The following is a 16,554-nucleotide window of genomic DNA, read 5'->3' as shown; positions in this document are numbered from 1 at the left end:
GGCGGCGCTTCCGGCACGGCTGCGAGGCCCCTTCTCGCGTCGGCTTCTAACAGACACGATCCTTGACGAAAGAATCGATCGGGTGTCTACTGTCGAGCACCAGCGGTCTCGACGAAGGGCCACATCATGGGCATCGTGATCATCGGGGCGGGGCTCGCGGGGGCGACCGCCGCCACCGCGCTCCGCCAGCAGGGCTACGACGGCCCGCTCACGCTCATCGGCGCCGAGGCGACGCCGCCGTATGAGCGGCCGCCGCTGTCGAAGGGCTACCTGCTCGGCACGCAGCCGTTCGACGAGGCGCTCGTGCACCCCGAGCCCTGGTACGCCGAGCATGACGTCTCCTTGCGGCTCGGCACGCGCGCCACCGCGATCGACCGCGACCGACGGGTCGTGCGTACCGCATCCGCCACCGACGCCGCCGGTGGCGAAGGCACCGCCGAGGAGGACGTGCCCTACGACCAGCTGCTGCTCGCGACCGGCGCCGCCCCGCGGTCCCTCCGCATGGAGGGCGTCGACGACTTCGTGACGCTGCGCACCGTCGGGGACAGCACGCGGCTCAAGGAGGCCTTCGCCGAGGGCACGAAGGTCGCGATCGTCGGCGCCGGCTGGATCGGCCTCGAGGTCGCCGCCGCCGCCCGCACGGCCGGCGCCGAGGTGACGGTCTTCGAGACCGCCGCGCTCCCCCTCCAGCGCGTGCTCGGCCCGGAGGTCGCGACCGTCTTCGCCGAGCTGCACCGCGGCCACGGCGTCGACCTGCGCCTGAGCACCCAGGTAACCCCCGACGACCTGCGGGGCGCCGACGTGCGCATCGCCGCGATCGGCGTGACCCCGCAGATCGAGCTCGCTGAGCAGGCGGGCCTCGCGATGGCCGCCCGCGAGGAGGGCGGCGGCGTCGCGGTCGACGCGACGCTCCGCACCTCCGACCCGCGCATCCTCGCGATCGGCGACATCGCAGCGCACGACCACCCCGTGCTCGGCCGACGCATCCGCGTCGAGCACTGGGACACCGCCAAGCGCCAGGCGAAGGCCGCGGCCGCCGTGCTGCTCGGCGGCGACGAGCCCTACCGCCGCCTCCCCTACTTCTTCACCGACCAGTACGACCTCGGCATGGAGTACTGGGGCAACCCCGGCCCCGCCGGCTACGACCGCGTCGACATCGAGGGGTCGACGGATGCGCTCGCCGGCGACGCGTTCCACGCGTTCTGGGTGCGGGGCGACGAGGTCGTCGCCGCGATGCACGTCAACGACTGGGACGCCTCCGCGACGATCCGCGAGAGCGTCGGCAGCCGGCGCAGCGCGGCGGTGCGATGAGCCGGCGCAGCGCGGCGGTGCGGTGAGCCGCCGCAGCATCCGGGGGCGCGAGGCCGACGGCGCGCCGCTCGCACCCGGGCCCCGAGCGCTTGTCTGACACCGGCTAGATTGGCCCGATGGGCCACTCCGGGAGCCGGCGCCTGGCGATGGCGCAGGCCGCGTTCGCCGCGGCGTCGTTCGCCATGCTGCTCGCGGGCACGAACTCCGCCTACCCGATGCTGCCGATCTTCCGCGACGAGCTCGGCATGCCTCCCTCGGTGCTCTCCCTGACCTTCAGCCTGTACATCGCGGTGTTCGCGGTCGTGCTCGCGGTGCTCGCGCGGCCGCGCTGGTCGCGGTTCGCCGCTCCCCTGCTGCTCGCGAGCCTCGCGGCGATGCTCGCGTGCGACGTCGCGGTGCTGCTCGGCACCGAGTCGAGCATCCTCATCGGCCGCGCCCTCGCGGGCCTGTCGACGGGGCTCGGCACCGGCGCCGCATCCGCCCTCATGGTCGCCGCGATCGGCGCGCCGGGGCGCGCGGTCACCGCGACCGGCAACAGCGTGGGCGCCGTGCTCGGCGCCGGCAGCGCGCAGCTGCTCGTGAGCACCCTCGAGACGGCCGCTCCCGCCGTGTTCTCGATCGCGCACGCGGCCGCGCTCGCGCTGCTGCTCCTCGCCGGCGGCGTCGTGCTGCGGATGCGGCGGGCGCAGAACCGCGCATCCCTCGCGGTGGTCGCCGGGGAGCCCGCGACGCTGCGGATCGACCGCCGTGCCCTGCGGATGATCGTGACGGGCTCGATCGCGTGGATCTCGGTGAGCATCGGCACCGTGCTCGCCGCGACGATCTTCAACGAGCTGGGTCAGCCCGCCGTGCAGGCGTGGGGCCCGATCACGATGCTCGTCGCCTGCGCGCTCGCGCAGTTCGCCTCGGCGCCCCTCACGCGCCACGCGCCGTGGGCGAGCGGGCTCGTCGCGATCGCTACGGGCATCGCGTGCATCGGCGGCGCCGTCGCGTTCGACTTCGCGTGGCTCGCGCTCGTCGGCTTCGCGCTGCTCGGCGCCGGCGTCGGCACGGCGCACCGCATGTCGCTCGTCGCGCTCACCCGCGACACGAGCCCGGCACGCCAGGGTGCGCTCGCCTCGCTCTTCGCGGGCGTCACCTACGTCGCCGCCGCGGGTGTCGTGCTGCTGATCGGATGGATCGGCGACACGACCGGCGTCGTGCCCGCCGCGCTGACGGCCTGGGCGGTGTGCGCCGCGCTCTCGCTGCTCGCGCTGCTGTGGTCGCCGCGGCTGCGGGACACGGTCGAGCACGACGCGGGCGAGCACGACGCGGGCGAGCACGGGCCGGCCGGCCCCGCGGCGGCCGAGCGCGCCGCTGCCGGAGCCAGGTCGGCGGCGGGCGCGGGCGCGGCTGCGCACGACGCCGAGCTCGACGACCTCGGGGCCGAGCGCCGCGGCTGACGCCCGCATCCGGCGGGCCGCGACGGCACAAGCGAGCGAGTCGAAGACGCCGCCGGCGAGGAGGCGACCGCGCCCGCCCGCGAGACGACGGAAGCCCCGCCGGATGGCGGGGCTTCCTGTGGTGGACCCGGGGGGAATCGAACCCCCGACCTTCTCATTGCGAACGAGACGCGCTACCAACTGCGCCACGGGCCCGGACCGAGCAATGCTATCGGACACCGCGGCGATGTGCGAAATCGGGGCCGGGGCTGGGTGGTTCCGGTCTCGTGACGCGAGCGGCTGCGCCGCGCGCTCCTCGACCTACGCAGGTGACGCGAGCGGCTGCGCCGCGCGCTCCTCGACCTACGGAGGTGACGCGAGCGGCTGCGCCGCGCGCTCCTCGACCTACGCAGGTGACGCGAGCGGCTGCGCCGATGGGGCGGCGACGGGAGTGGATGCGGTCTCGTGACGCGAGCGGCTGCGCCGCGCGGTCCTCGACCTGCGGAGGGGCGACGCGTTCGGCCTGCGGCCGAGCGCTCCTCGACCTGCGGGGGACGCTCAGCCGACGCGGCGCAGGAACGCCTCGTGCACGTCCATGCCGCCGAGGTCGTCGTCGACGAGGCCCATCGAGGCGAACTTCGAGCCGGCGGCGGGAGCCGTGCCGGCGCCGGCGATGATCATGTGCTCGTCGGTCTGCGTCTCGAGCGGCGCATCTGCTCGAGTGACGTCGAGGGCGTGCGCTGCGGCGACCGCCTGCTCGTAGCGCGCGGCGGGCTCGACCTGCGGCGCGCGGTCGGCGGGTGCCGGAGCGAGCTCGACCTCCCGCACGGGCAGCGCGGGGGCGGTCGGCGCGAGCCGGCGATCGGTGCCGCTCGACGCCGCGCGCTCCCCCTCGACGAGGTCGTCGAAGGTCGGCTCGAGCGGCGTGACGCGCGCGAGCGGGCCCGAGATCGCACGGCGGTCCTCGGCGAGGCGCTCGCGCGCCCGGCGCAGCAGCTCGTCGCTCGCGCTCGGCTGGTACTCGGCGCGCAGCCGCTGCTCGGGCACCGGCTGGGGCGTCCACGAGCGCGACTCGAGCACGTCCTCGGTGCGCAGCGCCTGCCGCGCGACGATCTGCTCGGCGACGCGGGCCTCCGACGCGACGGCCTGGGCGGCGACCGCGCGCGCCTCGACCAGGTCGCGCACGCGCGGCGCGGTCGCGGCCGCGACCCGACGCATCCGCACCGCCGAAGCGTTGACGGCGACGAGCCCCACGACGCCAAGCACGGCGACGGCGGCGCCGAGCGCGAGCAGCACCTGCAGGCCCGCCACGAGCGCCCCGGCCGCGAGCGCCGCGACGCCGAGCAGCACGAGCGCGAAGCACGCGAGCCTCGTGCGGCGCAGGCGCTGCGCGCGCGACACGCTCGACTTCACGGCCGCGCGCACCTCGCGCTCGACCGCCTTGATCTGCTCGTCGAGCTCGCGGGCGCGGGCGACGGCCTTCGCGTGCTCCATCGCCTGCTTGAGCCGCGCCTCCTTGGCCACCGCCTTCTGCTGCACCGCGATCGTGCGGGCGTCGGCCTCGAGCTGCACCTCCTCGGGCGCCTCGGCCGACTCGGCCATGATGCGCAGCGTCTGCTGCAGCCGGATGGCGTTGCGCTCGGTCGCGAGGTACTCCCGCTTGCGGGTCCACACGGGCACCAGGTATGCGACCCAGAGCACGACGGCGATGACGAGGACGACGCTCGTCCCGAGACCTGCGAACTCTGGCATGCCCTGCACGGTAGTGGCGATCGAGCGCGGTGCCGCGAGGGCGCGCGGCGGTTCGTTCACCCTCAGGTGGAAGTCGCACCTCGGGGGTCGCCGCCGATCGGCACCGGGTACACCGAGCGGTCGAACTCCGGCACCCGGCCGCCGAGCCAGCGGTCGAGCAGCGGCTCGGTCAGCTCCTCGCGCACGAGCGCGAAGCACAGGTGGTCGCGCCAGTCGCCGTCGATGTGGATGTAGCGGCGGCGGCACCCCTCGTAGCGGAAGCCGAGCTTCTCGACCACGCGCAGGCTCGCGAGGTTCTCGGGGCGGATGCACACCTCGACCCGGTGCAGGCCGCGCGCGAGCAAGAGGTGGTCGGCGACGAGCGCGACGGCGGTCGTCGTGGCGCCGCGGCCGGCGAACCGGCGCGCGATCCAGTAGCCGAGCGTCGAGGAGGCCAGCGCGCCGCCGGAGATGTTGGCGACGTTCAGCTGCCCGGCGAACTCGCCGTCGACCTCGATCGCGAACGCGAGCCCCGAGCCCTCCCGGTCGGCCTCGAGCAGCGAACGGATCGACGAGCGCGTGTCGAAGCGGCCGCTCGGGCGCGTGCCCGGCAGCGTCGCCTCCCAGCGCTCGAGCCACGGGCGGTTCGCGACGAGCTCCGCCTCGAGCACCCGCGCGTCGCGCAGCTTGATGCCGCGCACGGTGACGGCGCCATGGGTGAGCCGCGGGGCGCTGTCGAACACAGTGCGAGCCTACGACGGCTGCGATGTGGACGCGCGCGCGTCAGCCGTCGGCGGCCCGATCGCGCTCCGCCTGCGCCGCGACGAGCTGCTCGATGAGCGCGAGCTGCTGCCGGTTGATCTCCATCAGCCGCGCGATCTCCTCCTCGGCCGCGACGTCGGTCTCGAAGTCGTGCTGCGCGAGCGCGGCGGAGATGGCGTCCTGCCGCTTCGCCGAGATCAGCAGGATCGCCCCCTGCAGTCCCGCGAGCAGGCTCAGCATGAGGTTGAGCAGGATGAACGGGAACGGATCCCAGCCGACCCACCGCTCGTTGAGCACCATCCACGCGACCATGAGCAGCAGGAACACGCCGATGAAGGTCCACGAGCCCATGCCGTTGCGCAGCACGTCGGCGGCCCGCTGGCCGAACGTGCGATCGTCCTTGTGGCGCGAGTGCCAGTTGTCCTCAGGTCGGGGCATGGCCAGATGCTAGACCCGGCCCAGCCCCGCCCGAGGCGCGGTCGCCGCCCTACGCCGAGAGCGCGTCATCGGCGACGACGCTGAAGTTGTCGCGCAAGAGGTTCTCGGGATCCACCTCGGCCTTGAGCGCCCGCAGCCGCGCGAGCGTCGCGGGCGGGAACGCGTCCTCGAGGCGGCCCGGCCGCGGGTCGGTCTCGAACGAGAGGTAGAGGCCGGATGCGTGGGGCGCGACGAGCGTGTCCCACGCGGCGTCGAGGCGCGTGCGGTCCATGCCGAACGCGATGACGGAGTACTGCGCGTCGCGGTGCGCGAACGCCGTCGCATCCGGCGGCACGTCGCCGATCGCCCCGCCCATCGCCCGGATCTGGAAGAAGTAGTGGGTGCCCGCGTCGAGGAACCGCGCGAGCCCCCTCGCGACCTCCGGGGTCATCGCGCCGAGCAGCGCCGAGCGCGTCGTCGGCTCGCCCTGCCCCTGGTGCGCACCGCCGGGCGCGTTGTCGATCACGCCCGCGTAGCGCGTGCGCACGACCTGCTGGCCCACGAGCGGCGCGACCATCGCGAACGGCTGCAGGTGCTCGACGATGGTCTCGGGGTTGGATGCGTCGACCGCGATCATCGCCTGCGCGACCCTCGTCCGCCCCGGCTGGTCGCGGCCCAGCAGCAGGAAGGGCGTCACGACGCGCTCGCTCGCCTCGGTCGCCGCGCCCCAGCGCTCGAGGAAGTCGGCCGTCTCGCTCGCATCGAACGCGAGCTGCGCGAAGCCGATCTCCCCCACCGGCTGCGCGACCATCTCGAACGCGACGGCGACGCCCAGGTTGGCGCCGGCGCCGCGCATCCCCCAGAACAGCTCGGGGTGCTCGTCGGCGCTCGCCCGCACGAGCGAGCCGTCGGCGAGCACGACGTCGACCGCCTCGAGGTGGTCGATGGTGAGCCCGTGCTCGCGGCCGAGGAAGCCGACTCCGCCTGCGGTGGCGAGCCCGCCGACGCCCACGCCGCCGAAGTCGCCGGAAGAGATCGCCCAGCCGTGCTCGTCGAGCACCCGCGCCACCTCGCCCCACGTCGCGCCGGCGCCGATGCGCACGAGTCGCCGCGACGCATCCACCACGTCGATGCGGTCGAGCGCACCGAGGTCGATCACGATGCCGCCGACGTTGGTCGAGCGCCCCGAGATGCCGTGGCCGCCCGAGCGGATGCCCAGCACCACCCGCCCCGCGGCCGCGCCCTGCGAGCGGGCGTAGGCGAGCGCATCCGCCACCTGCGCCGGGCCGGTGGGCCGCAGGATGATGCCGGGCTCGCCACCGCGCAGGTAGGTGCTGCGGCGGTCGGGGTAGGCCCAGGAGCCGGGTTCGACGGCGGTGCCGCGCAGGCTCTCGGGCACCGCGTCGTAGTCGATGCCCTCGGCGCGCAGCGCGAGCGACGCCGCCGACGGACGGGGCGCGGTGTCCGTGCCGCGCTCGCGCCGCGCTGTCGCGACCTGCTCGCGCACCGCCGGCGCCACCTCGGCCATGAAGCGCTGCATGGTGCCCGGGTCGTCGGTCGCGACGATGAAGGTGCTCGTGCCGTGCTCGAGCGCGAGGTCGACCAGCTGCGCCGTCTTCGCCGGGTCGGCGAAGACGCCGCCGATGTTCAGCAGCCGCCGGATCTCGTGGGGCTCGCGGCCCGCCCGTGCCGCCGCCTCGTCGATCGCGGCGCTGCCGCGCGCGAGGTCGCCGGGCTGCAGGTAGCCCAGGCTCGGCAGCCAGCCGTCGCCGAGCCGCCCCGTGAGGCGCAGCATGCGCGGCTTGTACGCGCCGATGTGGAGGGGGATCGGATGCGCGGGGCGGGGCCCGCGCTTGGCCCCGGCCACGCGGTGGTGCTGCCCGTCCACGCGGGCGCCCCCTCGCTCGCCGGTGCTCCAGAGGGCGCGGATGATGGCGATCGCCTCGGCGAGCGCGTCGACGCCCTGGCCGGGCGTGAGCCGCTCGCCGCCCATCGCCTCGATCGCGTCCCAGAAGCCGCCTGCGCCGAGGCCGAGCTCGAGCCGGCCGCCCGAGAGCAGGTCGAGGCTCGCGGCGCTGCGCGCGAGCACCGCCGGCTGTCGCAGCGGCACGTTCGCGACGTTCGGGCCGATGCGGATCGTGCTGGTCTGCGCCGCGACCCACGTCAGCAGCGTCCACGTGTCGTGGAACGCCGGCTGGTAGGGGTGGTCCTGGAAGGTCGCCAGGTCGAAGCCCGCCGTCTCGGCCGCCTGAGCGAGCCGCACGGGCGCGTGCGGCTCCTGGTTCGTCGGGGTGATGAAGACGCCGAACTCGATCGGGTGGCCGTAGTCCATGACAGGTGCAACCCCCGCCGCCGCATCCGGCATTCCGCGGGCTCGTCCGCCGCCGCTCGGCCGCGCGGAGGCCGCAGCGCCCGCCTCGAGCCGACGGGCGTGCGCCGAGCGGGCCTCCGAGCGCGGGTCCGCTCGCCGTGCAGGGGGTCCGCTCTGCAGGGGTCCGCTAGATTCGGGGCCGTGAGCGACGACGAGGCGGCGATCGAGGATGCCAAGCGAGCGCTGCGCCGGCGGCTGCGCAGCGAGCGGGCCGAGCGCGGCCCCGGATGGTCGGCCGAGCGCTCGGCGCAGCTCACCGCGAACCTCGAGCGGCTCACGACCGAGCTCGGCGCCCGCACCGTGTCGGCCTACCTCTCGACGCCCGACGAGCCCGACACCCGCGGCTACCTCGCCTGGGCGGCCGAGCAGGGCATCCGCGTGCTGCTGCCGGTCATCCGCCCCGACGGGCTCCTCGACTGGGCCGAGCACGACGGCACCGAGACGATCGAGGCCACGCTCGGCATGCCGGAGCCCACGAGCGACGCGCTCCCGCCCACCGAGCTCGAGTCGGTCGACCTCATGCTCATCCCCGCGACGGCGGCCGGCCGCGACGGCTCACGGCTCGGCGGCGGCCGCGGATTCTTCGACAAGACGATCGCCGCCATGAGAGAATGTCCACCGGTCTACGCCGTGGTGCATGACGAGGAGCTGTTCGACAGCGTCCCCCATGCGGGCTACGACCAGCCCGTCGACGGCGTCGTCACGCCGTCCGGGATCCACCCCCTCGCCACCAGGAGCTGACACGTGCCCGTCTACGCCTACGCCTGCACCGCTTGCGGCCACGCCTTCGACGCCCGCCAGGGCTTCGACGAGCCGGCCCTCACCGTCTGCGACGCCTGCGGCGGCGCGCTGCGCAAGCAGTACGGCACGGTCGGCGTGACGTTCAACGGCTCGGGCTTCTACCGCACCGACTCGCGCAGCGCGTCGGGGGCCGGCAGCGCATCCGCTCCCGCTGCCAGCGGCTCCCAGCCCGCCGCCAAGAGCTCCACGACCAGTGGAGGCGGCGCGACCGCCTGATCGGGATCGCGCTGCACCCGGCACACCGAAGGAGGGCCCGATGGAGGGCTTCAAGAAGTTCCTGATGCAGGGCAACGTGATCGAGCTGGCCGTGGCGGTCGTGATCGGCACGGCGTTCGCGGCGATCATCGCCGCGTTCACCGAGGCGATCATCGATCCGCTCATCGCGATGGCGTTCGACGCCGACGACCTCGCCGACGCGACGGTCGGTCCGTTCAAGATCGGCCTGCTGCTCGCGGCGATCATCAACTTCCTGATCGTCGCCGCGGTCGTCTACTTCGCGCTCATCTTCCCGATGGCGAAGCTCAAGGAGGTCAACGACCGCCGCAAGGGCATCCAGCCCGACGAGCCGGTCGAGACGGACGTCGACATCCTGCACGACATCCGCGAGCTGCTGCGCGCGCAGCAGGCACCCGGGCCGGCCGCGCCCGGCAGCACGCCGCGCCTCTGACGCGGCCTGCCCGCGGGCGGATGCGTCAGCCCCAGTGCGGCGGGACGTCGCCCCGCAAGCGGGCGTCGTTCTCGCTCGACTGCTGCCGCTCGAGCGCCGGTTCGGCGGTGTAGCCGGGCGGCGGCTCGGTCGTCACGCGCCGCCCGCGCTTGCGGATGACGAGCGGAGGAGTCGGCTCGGGCTCGTCGGCCGGCGCACCCGGCTCACGCCCGGCGGCCGCAGCGGGCTCCGCGGCCTCGGCGCCATCAGCGCCACCGGCAGGGCCGCGAGCGGCGGCAGCGGACTCGGCGGCCTCCATGCCACCAGCGGCAGCGGCAGCGCCCCCAGCGGCGGCAGCCTCCGGCTCGTCGGCCGTGCCAGCCCCGCGCTCGGCCGGGCCGTCAGCGGTCATGACCGCGACGCATCCGCCCCGACGAGCTCGGCGATGCGGTCGGCCACGCCCTCGGGGTCGGTGAAGAGCTCGAAGGCGTGCACGCGCATCGTGTGCCAGCCGAAGCGGCGCAGCACCTCGGGGCGCAGGCGCAGCGCCTCGCGCAGCGTGCGGTCGCCGTCGTCGTGGTCGGCCTCGATCGCCGCGCAGATGCCGCCGTTCGCGACCACGAGCGGCAGCTGCCCGTCGTAGGAGACGTCGGCGCGCAGGCCGCGGCGGCGCAGGCGCGTCGCGAGGTCGACCATGAGCGGGTCGCCGCCGAAGAACGACTTGGGCGGGCCCTCCGAGGCCGCGTCGAGCAGGATCTCGCGCAGCTGCGCCGCGCCGTGGTCGAGGCGCTCGGGGTCGAGGTTCGCGGCGTCGAAGGAGGTGACGATGTGCAGCGACTTGCGCGCGCGGGTCATCGCCACGGCGAGCAGGCGCTCACCGCCGGGCTGGCCGAGCGTGCCGAAGTCGACGTTGCGGCCGTGCCTCGTGTGGCCGTAGCCGACCGAGAAGATGACCCGGTCGCGGCTGAGCGCGCTCGCGTGCGTCACGTCGACGATCACGAACTGCTCGTCGCGGTCAGCGACCACGAAGTCGGTGAGCGACGAGTTCGAGGCGAGCGCCGCCATGACGGCCTGCTGCACCCGCACCTCGTGCTTCTCGTTGGCGGTGACGACCATGAGCGAGTCGTGCGGGCGCGTGCGCGCGTGCTGCGCGACGAGCTGCACGACCCGATCGACCTCGGCGTCGGGGCTCTCGACCGTCGCGGCGCCCTGCTCGGGCAGCCCGTAGGCGCCCTGGACGACCGAGGCGGTGAGCGACGCGTGGCCGAGGTAGGCGCCCGCCCACGGCAGCGCGTCGATGCGGCCCTCGTAGAAGCGCTCGTTCACGGCGGTCACGAGGTCGGCGCCGCCCGTGCGGTACGAGCGGGTCAGGTGCAGCTTCGGCAGCACGGCGCCGAGCCGCGAGAGCGCCGACTCGGCGTGCAGCTCGTCGGGCGTCGCGAGCTCCTCGCTCGGGCGGATGCCGAGCGCCGAGATGCCGACGTCGAAGGGCGCCGGGGTCTGCGTCGCCGAGTCGCCGACCGCGATCACCTGGCGCGCGCGGCTGATCGCGCCCGCGGCCTCGGCGATCGTGATCGCCCCCGCGTCGGCGATCAGCACGGCGTCGAAGGGGATGCGCTTGGGCACCCGGTGCAGGTCGTACGGCGACGCGAGCCACACGGGCGCGAGCGAGCGGGTGAGGTGCCCGGCGACGCGCTGCAGCTCGTCGGCGTCGACGGGACCGGCCTTGATGAGGCGCCGCAGGGCATCCGCCTCGCCCTGGTGGTCGTCGACGGCGAGTCGCCACTGCTGGGCGATCTGGTGCGCGAGGCGCGCGCTCGAGGCGTCGACGTGCGCCTCGTCGACGAGCGCGAAGTCCTGCTCGAGGCGGCGCAGCACCTCGGTGTTGCCGCGCAGCAGCGCGCGCTCGCGGCCGAGCATCGACTGCAGCGCCGACTGCCACCACGCGAGGTCGAGCTCGTGCTCGACCTGGTCGTCGGCGACGTGCCGGTCGGCGAGGTCGGTCAGCAGCGCGTCGAGCTCGAGGCGCTCGATCGACGCCATGAGCTCGGCCCGCTCCTGGATGTTCTGCAGCGCATCGCTCGGCGCGGCGAGCTCGGCCACCCGCTCGGTGAGGTCGGCGGGCGACAGGTCGACGCTGCGCACGTCGGGACGCAGCGCCGCATCGAGGTGGTCGAGGCGCCGCACGACGTCGCGCAGGCGCGCGTCGAGCGCCGCGAGGCCCGCGGGCACGGTCGGGATCGAGCCGTCGGGGGCGAACCGCGCCCAGAGCCGCCGCTGCTGCTGCGCGGCGGTGAGCACGTCGTGCAGGTCGGGCACGTGAGCGCCGGGCCGCACGTACTCCTCGGCGAGCTTCTTGAGGCGCCGCCGCTGCATCGCGCCGAGCGACTGCAGCGCCTCGCGGCGCGGGCCGGTCGCGGTGATGAGCTCGCCGAGCGGCCGGTCGTAGATCGCCGGCGTCATCACGTCGAGCGTCGCGCGCACGTCGGTGAGCAGCGCCACCTGGATGCCGAGCTCGGCGAGCGTCGCGGCGGGCCGCAGCTTCGTGGCGCCCACGACCTCCTTCGCCTGCTTCAGCAGCGCCTGCAGGTCGCCGTCGGCGAGCGCCTTCGCATCCTCGAAGGCGGCGGATGCGTCGGCGCTCGTCTCGAAGGACGCCCCGTACCAGGGGGTGTCGCTCGGGCCGTAGCGGAACTGCCCGAGCTGGGCGGCCTTCCGCATCGTCGCGGCGACGCGCGGGCGGTCGGTCGCGAGCCGGCGCGTGGCCTCCTCGCTGAGCCGCGCGCGGGTCGACGGCGGCGTCGGCAGCATCGAGAGGCGGCTGAGCTCCTTGAGCGCGTCGAGCACGCTCACGTGCAGCTCGGGGTCGACGCGCTGCAGGGCGGCGCGGTAGTCGAGCAGCACCTTCCGCAGGCGCAGCATCGCCTCGTCGATCTCGGCGGTGTCGGGGCGCGCGCTGCCCTCGATCCGGCGGATCGCCGCGATGAGGTCGCGGCGCAGCGTCGCCTCGGAGACCGCGAGCGCCTCGAGCTTCGTCGCGGCGAGCCGGTCGGCGATGTCGCGGAGCGTCGCGCGGCGGGGGCTCACGACGAGCACGCGCTTGTCGTCGCCCACGAGCGCCGCGATGACGTTCACGAGCGTCTGCGTGAGGCCCGTGCCGGGCAGCGCCTCGACGACGAGCGAGTTGCCGGCGGCGGCCTCGGCGATCACCGCGTCCTGCTCGCCGTCGGCGTCGAGCACGAGCCGGTCGATCTCGGGATCGCGCTCGTCCTGCGGCGTCTCGTCGATGCCACTGCGGCCCTCGCGCAGCCGCCAGGCCGCCTGCTCGTCGCCGCGCACCGCATCCAGCACGTCGTGCTCCTGCTGCTGCAGGTCGGCGGCCATCGGCTCGCCCACGTCGGCGAAGGTCGACGCGAGGAGCCGCGCCTCGACGGTGAAGCCCGGCACGTGCGCCGCGGCCTGCCGCAGCGCGTCGAGCACCGCGTTGGGGGTGAACGTGCCCTCGCCGGAGCCGAGCTCGACCAGCTGGCGCTCGTCGAGCCGCACGCCGTGGTGGCCGCGCAGCAGGCTCGCGAGCCTTGGGTTGACGAAGGGACGGCCGAGCAGCTGCAGCTCGAAGTCGCGGCCGCGGCGGCGCACGACGAGCGGGCGCAGCAGCACGGGCCCGTAGATCTCGCGCACCGCGCCGTCGCGGCCCGTGTGCGGGAAGCGGGCCATGCCGATGCCGAGGTGCACGGCGTCGATCGAGCGGGCGGCGGCGAGCTCGACGCCCTTCGAGGCGATCGCGGCGGCGGCGCCGCGCGCGGCGCGCAGCGCCAGGTCGTCGCGGATGAGGCTCGAGAGGGCCGTCGGGCGGCCGGTGATGAACTGCGCGAGCCCGCCGGGATGCGTCGTGGAGAGCTCGATGCGCGTCGCGGTCGTGTCGATGAAGTCGGTCAGGGGGCTGCGTCCGCCGACGCGGCGCAGCGCCTCCGCCCACGCCTCCCACTCGCCCTCGCGCTTGGCCGGCTGCGGCTCGGGCGCGGGGACCGAGGGCGCGGTGAGCGAACGGTCGGGACCGGGGGCGCTCGACGGGTGGGCGTCGCCGGTCACCGGCTCGTCCGCGTCGAGCTCGCGGGTGTCGCGCGCCGCAGGGTCGACGGGCGTGTCGGCCTGGATCTCGATCTCTTCTTCGCGCACGCAGTCACGATAGCCGCGCTCTGCGCGCCGGGCCGGGTGACACTGCGGGCAGGCGCAGAATCGCGCGCCGACCCCGCGCGCGGGCCGGATCGCGCCCTCGGCGGGCCACCGCATCCCGCCCTCACCCTTGTGACATCGTTATAACGTTGTTACCTTTGATGGCTGGACGTGCCGTGAGCGCACCCCGCTCCCGCGCCGCGGGAAGGTGCTCGGACGCTCGTGCGCTGGTCGGGGTCGCGCCCGAGGCCCGCAAGACCCAGACCCGACACTGAGGACCATCTCCCGCGTGATGCGCTACCCGATCCGATCCGCCCGCCCTGCCCGCACCCGCCGCTCCGCCGACGCCGGCCGCGCCCTCGCCCAGGGCGCGCTGCCGGCCCCCGCAGCCGCCGCCGGCACGAGACGGCTCGTGCGGAAGGTCACCGCGGGCGCGTCGCTGCTGCTGACCGCGACCCTCGTGCTCGTGCCCTCGCTGCCCGCCGCCGCCGTGCAGGTGACGGACGAGCTGCATCCCGAGATCGCGATGCTCGAGCCGGAGGCGCAGGCGCTCGACCCGCAGCAGCTCGAGCCGCACGGCGCGGAGTCGGCCACGGCGTTCGTGCGCGACGACATCGTCGTGCACGAGGCGCCGCCCGAGCCCGTCGCGCCGCCGGTCGCCGACGGCGCGCTGTCGCCCGAGCGGCTCGCCGAGCTGCAGGCCGTCGCGAACAGCGAGCCCCGCGGCTCGTCCTACGGCGGCTCGCCGGCCTTCCCGCGCACGTGGTCGATGCTCGAGACCTCGGTGGTGCAGACGCCGTTCCCCGACGTCGCGCAGCTGCCCGTCTCGAGCGGGTTCGGCTACCGCTCCGGCGGCTTCCACGGCGGCACCGACTTCCCGCTCGCATCGGGTCAGCCCATCCGCCCGATCGCGAACGGCGTCGTCTCCGAGGTGTTCTACGGCGACAACCCGGGCGGCGGCGGCTACTCGGTCTTCATCGACCACAACGTCGACGGCCAGTTCGTGCAGTCCTGGTACGGCCACATGCTGCCCGGCTCGATCCAGGTCGAGGTCGGCCAGGTGGTCGACGTGACGACCGTCATCGGGCAGCTCGGCAGCAGCGGCCGCTCGACCGGCCCGCACCTGCACCTCGAGCTGAAGAACAGCGACTACGTCTCGTTCGACCCGCTGCTGTGGCTGCAGACGCGCCAGATGCGCCTCGAGCCCGCCTACTGAGCGCGAGGGCGGCAGGCGCGAGGGTGGTGAGGGTGGTCACGACACGCCGCGTCGGCCGCGCCGGGTGCGGCGTGTCGTGACCACCCTCCGCACGGGCCACGGCGCGTCGTGACCACGCCCGCCCGCGACGGCGCGTCGTGACCACGCCCCCGCCCCAGCCCGGCCCGCGCGAGGCGGGCCGTCGCCTGGGCGGCGCAGCGCGGCTCAGTACCAGGCGTCGCCGGTGCGCCGCGTGTAGACGGCGCGCAGCCAGCGGCCCGCCTTGTGCCACAGCGCGAAGCCGCGGCCGAGCGGCAGCTCGTACGTCGGCATGTACTTGACCGGCTCGGGCGCCCACGCCGTCTTGAACGTGTAGAGCCCCTTGATGTCGCTCGTCTCCCACTCGGCCGGGTCGGGGATGTTCGCGAGCTCGTAGAGCGTGACGCCGTCGGCGTGGAGATCCTGCATGATCTTCCACTGCATGAGGTAGGGCGCGAAGATCTTCGCGTTCTCGCGGATGCTGCCCGCGTCCTTGTACCAGGCGGTGTCGCCGAAGCGGATGACGAACGCCATCGACTGCACCTCGCCCTCGTACTCGGCGACGTAGAAGTAGCCCTGCCCGACGGTCTTGTAGACGTCCCAGATGCGCTGGAAGTACTCGGGGTGGCGGAAGTAGCCGCCCGAGCGCACCTTCGTCTCGCCGATGAGGCGGTGCATCTCCGCCTCGTTCTCGGGCGTCATCTCCGTCTTGTGCACCGTCACGCCGAACTTGTTCTCGGCCGCACGGTAGGAGTTGCGGGCGCGCTTCTTGAAGCGGGCCGCGACCTCGTCGAGCGAGCCCGTCAGGTCGACGGCGACCGCGTGCTGGTACTGGCTCGACGCGGCGGGCACCCAGCCGTTCCGCTCGAAGGCGGCGATGAGCTCGGGGTCCTCGGCCTGGAACGTCTCCATCTTGAGCCCGAGCCAGCGCTTCGGGTAGGCCTTCGCTCGCGCCGTGATCGCGTCGACCGCGGCGGCGTCGATGCCGGAGACGCGCGGCAGGAACAGGATGCGGCCCGCGAGCGGCGCGCTGCGCTCGAAGAGCTGGATCGGCAGCTCGCGGCTGCCCCCGCCCGCCGTCGGCACGGTGACGACGTCGCGCAGCGCCTTCCAGGGGCTCTCCTCGCGCGTGCGGGCCCACGCATCCGACTGCATGTAGTGCGCGCGGCTCTGCCCCTCGAGCACCTGCGCGTCCCAGGCGGCGCCGTCGGTGGCCTTCGCGGGCTTCGGCTCGCTGGCGGCGGTGCTGCTCATGCGCTCGCTCTCTGGGTGCGTCTGGGGGTGGGTCTGGGGAGTGGATGCGGTGAGTGGATGCGGTGCTCACGGCACCGCTATCGATGGTACCGGCGCAGGCACCGGTGGTCGGCCGGCGCGCGCCACACGAACTGCTGACGACACCTTCAGCGCGGAGCACTGGCTGGCCGAGACGAGCCCCGAGATCCTGGAGTCGATCGTGCCCGCGTGGACCGATGGCAAGACCGAGACGCTCGGCCTCGAGGGACAACGAGCCATCTTCACCGCGCTGGCGAGCAGCAACGGGCTCGCCTCGCACTCTGGCGCCGTGCTGGGAGAGCCCTGTCGGCGTGAAGGGACGTTCCTGCTCGACCGCCTCGTGAAGTAGCCATCGGGCCGCAGAGCAGACGGCCCGGACGACACCCGCCTCACCACCGATCCCCGCTGCGGC

The 16,554-nt window shown here is 74.4% G+C and carries 14 protein-coding genes and 1 tRNA gene; 7 read left to right on the top strand and 8 right to left on the bottom strand.

Translation table 11 applies throughout. The features are described from left to right. The first annotated feature begins 126 nt into the window (after positions 1-126). Together BLT67_RS10420 and BLT67_RS10415 are read left to right on the top strand one after the other, a co-directional pair. Entirely contained in the window at positions 127-1,311 is a 1,185-nt protein-coding gene (locus BLT67_RS10420; RefSeq protein WP_092666954.1) for an NAD(P)/FAD-dependent oxidoreductase, read from the top strand. Between the two features lie 116 nt (positions 1,312-1,427). Then, on the top strand, positions 1,428-2,753 hold the full coding sequence (locus BLT67_RS10415) for an MFS transporter (protein WP_092666953.1): 1,326 nt from the start codon (positions 1,428-1,430) through the stop codon (positions 2,751-2,753). A 119-nt stretch (positions 2,754-2,872) separates the two neighbouring features. On the opposite strand, the gene BLT67_RS10410 is transcribed toward BLT67_RS10415, so the two are convergent. The 5 genes from BLT67_RS10410 to BLT67_RS10390 all read right to left on the bottom strand — a co-directional run bounded on the left by BLT67_RS10410 (position 2,873) and on the right by BLT67_RS10390 (position 7,974). Next, positions 2,873-2,948 (bottom strand) — tRNA-Ala (locus BLT67_RS10410). 342 nt (positions 2,949-3,290) lie between these two features. Next, positions 3,291-4,484 carry a hypothetical protein gene (locus BLT67_RS10405; RefSeq protein ID WP_092666952.1) on the bottom strand — a complete coding sequence of 398 codons (1,194 nt, stop codon included), beginning with the start codon at positions 4,482-4,484 and terminating at the stop codon, positions 3,291-3,293. 62 nt (positions 4,485-4,546) lie between these two features. Beyond that, the gene (locus BLT67_RS10400; protein WP_092666951.1) at positions 4,547-5,206 is read right to left on the bottom strand and encodes a GNAT family N-acetyltransferase; all 660 of its coding nucleotides are present in this window, start codon (positions 5,204-5,206) and stop codon (positions 4,547-4,549) included. Between the two features lie 40 nt (positions 5,207-5,246). Continuing rightward, entirely contained in the window at positions 5,247-5,663 is a 417-nt protein-coding gene (locus tag BLT67_RS10395; RefSeq protein ID WP_231945471.1) for a DUF1003 domain-containing protein, read from the bottom strand. A 49-nt stretch (positions 5,664-5,712) separates the two neighbouring features. Continuing rightward, on the bottom strand, positions 5,713-7,974 hold the full coding sequence (locus BLT67_RS10390; protein ID WP_092666950.1) for an LLM class flavin-dependent oxidoreductase: 2,262 nt from the start codon (positions 7,972-7,974) through the stop codon (positions 5,713-5,715). Positions 7,975-8,154: 180 nt separating this feature from the next. Between BLT67_RS10390 and BLT67_RS10385 the strand changes: the two genes are divergently transcribed. The 3 genes from BLT67_RS10385 to mscL are packed head-to-tail and all read left to right on the top strand — an operon-like array spanning position 8,155 to position 9,481. Continuing rightward, positions 8,155-8,754 (top strand): 5-formyltetrahydrofolate cyclo-ligase, encoded by a 600-nt coding sequence (locus BLT67_RS10385; RefSeq protein ID WP_092666949.1) that lies wholly within the window; start codon positions 8,155-8,157, stop codon positions 8,752-8,754. A 3-nt stretch (positions 8,755-8,757) separates the two neighbouring features. After that, the gene (locus BLT67_RS10380; RefSeq protein ID WP_092666948.1) at positions 8,758-9,030 is read left to right on the top strand and encodes an FmdB family zinc ribbon protein; all 273 of its coding nucleotides are present in this window, start codon (positions 8,758-8,760) and stop codon (positions 9,028-9,030) included. A 40-nt stretch (positions 9,031-9,070) separates the two neighbouring features. Further along, the gene (mscL, locus tag BLT67_RS10375; protein WP_092666947.1) at positions 9,071-9,481 is read left to right on the top strand and encodes a large conductance mechanosensitive channel protein MscL; all 411 of its coding nucleotides are present in this window, start codon (positions 9,071-9,073) and stop codon (positions 9,479-9,481) included. Positions 9,482-9,506: 25 nt separating this feature from the next. On the opposite strand, the gene BLT67_RS10370 is transcribed toward mscL, so the two are convergent. Both BLT67_RS10370 and BLT67_RS10365 read right to left on the bottom strand, forming a co-directional pair. After that, the gene (locus BLT67_RS10370; protein ID WP_157674322.1) at positions 9,507-9,872 is read right to left on the bottom strand and encodes a hypothetical protein; all 366 of its coding nucleotides are present in this window, start codon (positions 9,870-9,872) and stop codon (positions 9,507-9,509) included. After that, positions 9,869-13,639 carry an ATP-binding protein gene (locus BLT67_RS10365; RefSeq protein ID WP_092666945.1) on the bottom strand — a complete coding sequence of 1,257 codons (3,771 nt, stop codon included), beginning with the start codon at positions 13,637-13,639 and terminating at the stop codon, positions 9,869-9,871. Before BLT67_RS10365 ends, BLT67_RS10370 begins: the two co-directional genes overlap by 4 nt. Before the next feature lie 289 nt (positions 13,640-13,928). Here BLT67_RS10365 and BLT67_RS10360 point away from each other — a divergent pair, with 289 nt between their 5' ends. Continuing rightward, positions 13,929-14,852, top strand: coding sequence for a M23 family metallopeptidase (locus tag BLT67_RS10360; protein ID WP_231945653.1), 924 nt, complete (start codon positions 13,929-13,931; stop codon positions 14,850-14,852). Positions 14,853-15,056: 204 nt separating this feature from the next. Here the strand turns inward: BLT67_RS10360 and BLT67_RS10355 are convergent, their stop codons facing one another. Further along, the gene (locus tag BLT67_RS10355) at positions 15,057-16,124 is read right to left on the bottom strand and encodes a lipid II:glycine glycyltransferase FemX (RefSeq protein WP_092666943.1); all 1,068 of its coding nucleotides are present in this window, start codon (positions 16,122-16,124) and stop codon (positions 15,057-15,059) included. Here BLT67_RS10355 and BLT67_RS10350 point away from each other — a divergent pair. Then, on the top strand, positions 16,114-16,491 hold the full coding sequence (locus BLT67_RS10350) for a hypothetical protein (RefSeq protein ID WP_092666942.1): 378 nt from the start codon (positions 16,114-16,116) through the stop codon (positions 16,489-16,491). The genes BLT67_RS10355 and BLT67_RS10350 overlap by 11 nt on opposite strands. Positions 16,492-16,554: the final 63 nt, after the last annotated feature.

This window comes from Agrococcus carbonis (assembly GCF_900104705.1).
Lineage (GTDB): Bacteria > Actinomycetota > Actinomycetes > Actinomycetales > Microbacteriaceae > Agrococcus > Agrococcus carbonis.
Note: the sequence above shows the minus strand (reverse complement) of the source record. Positions and strands in the feature narration are given on the sequence as shown.

Bases quoted from the DNA above. Each gene is read 5' to 3' on its own strand.
- BLT67_RS10420 (WP_092666954.1), top strand. From the start codon at position 127: ATGGGCATCGTGATCATCGGGGCGGGGCTCGCGGGGGCGACCGCCGCC.
- BLT67_RS10415 (WP_092666953.1), top strand. From the start codon at position 1,428: ATGGGCCACTCCGGGAGCCGGCGCCTGGCGATGGCGCAGGCCGCGTTC.
- BLT67_RS10405 (WP_092666952.1), bottom strand. From the start codon at position 4,484: ATGCCAGAGTTCGCAGGTCTCGGGACGAGCGTCGTCCTCGTCATCGCC.
- BLT67_RS10395 (WP_231945471.1), bottom strand. From the start codon at position 5,663: ATGCCCCGACCTGAGGACAACTGGCACTCGCGCCACAAGGACGATCGC.
- BLT67_RS10390 (WP_092666950.1), bottom strand. From the start codon at position 7,974: ATGGACTACGGCCACCCGATCGAGTTCGGCGTCTTCATCACCCCGACG.
- mscL (WP_092666947.1), top strand. From the start codon at position 9,071: ATGGAGGGCTTCAAGAAGTTCCTGATGCAGGGCAACGTGATCGAGCTG.
- BLT67_RS10370 (WP_157674322.1), bottom strand. From the start codon at position 9,872: ATGACCGCTGACGGCCCGGCCGAGCGCGGGGCTGGCACGGCCGACGAG.
- BLT67_RS10360 (WP_231945653.1), top strand. From the start codon at position 13,929: ATGCGCTACCCGATCCGATCCGCCCGCCCTGCCCGCACCCGCCGCTCC.
- BLT67_RS10355 (WP_092666943.1), bottom strand. From the start codon at position 16,124: ATGAGCAGCACCGCCGCCAGCGAGCCGAAGCCCGCGAAGGCCACCGAC.